Annotated in this window: 1 protein-coding gene; it reads right to left on the bottom strand. The window is 39.4% G+C overall.

The genetic code is table 11. The annotated features are described in order from the left end of the window. Nucleotides 1–239: thymidine kinase (locus KH893_RS11920; protein ID WP_486606302.1), on the bottom strand; the 239-nt coding region annotated here is incomplete at its 3' end. Nucleotides 240–472: the final 233 nt, after the last annotated feature.

Raw genomic sequence — 472 nt, 5'->3', positions numbered from 1 at the left:
AAAAATTGAGCCTCATCAATTAAAACAGCAGCAAGTTTCCCATCAACTTTTGAAACTTCTTCAAATAAATTGTCCACTTTATGAATAGCAATCGCTTCTCTTTTCAAACCGATTCGGCTGGCAATAATTCCAACGCCAGCCCGATCATCGACTGAAGGCGTCATTAATAAAACTTTTTTGCCTTGTGACTCATAGTTATGAGCAACTTTTAAAATTTCGATAGTCTTTCCGGAGCCCATCGCTCCATACTCAAAAAATAGCTGTGTCATGTCCCTAATTATATCAATCTTGATTGACGGCTAGTCTATAATTTGTTTATGACTATTAGAAGCAAATTTGCCTTGTTTGCCGGCTCAAGCAGCTACACACTTTTACATAAAGTTCTTCATCGCGGTGGGACCTCGCTTCCAGGCAAGATCGCCTATAAGATTGATCCGGGATTCCTCGAAGAATTTCGCAATCAAGTTGAAAC

Origin of the sequence: Liquorilactobacillus sicerae (assembly GCF_029916425.1) — a bacterium.
GTDB classification, from domain to species: Bacteria; Bacillota; Bacilli; order Lactobacillales; family Lactobacillaceae; genus Liquorilactobacillus; species Liquorilactobacillus sicerae.
The sequence above is the reverse complement of the archived record's forward strand: the minus strand, read 5'-3'. Positions and strand labels throughout refer to the sequence as shown.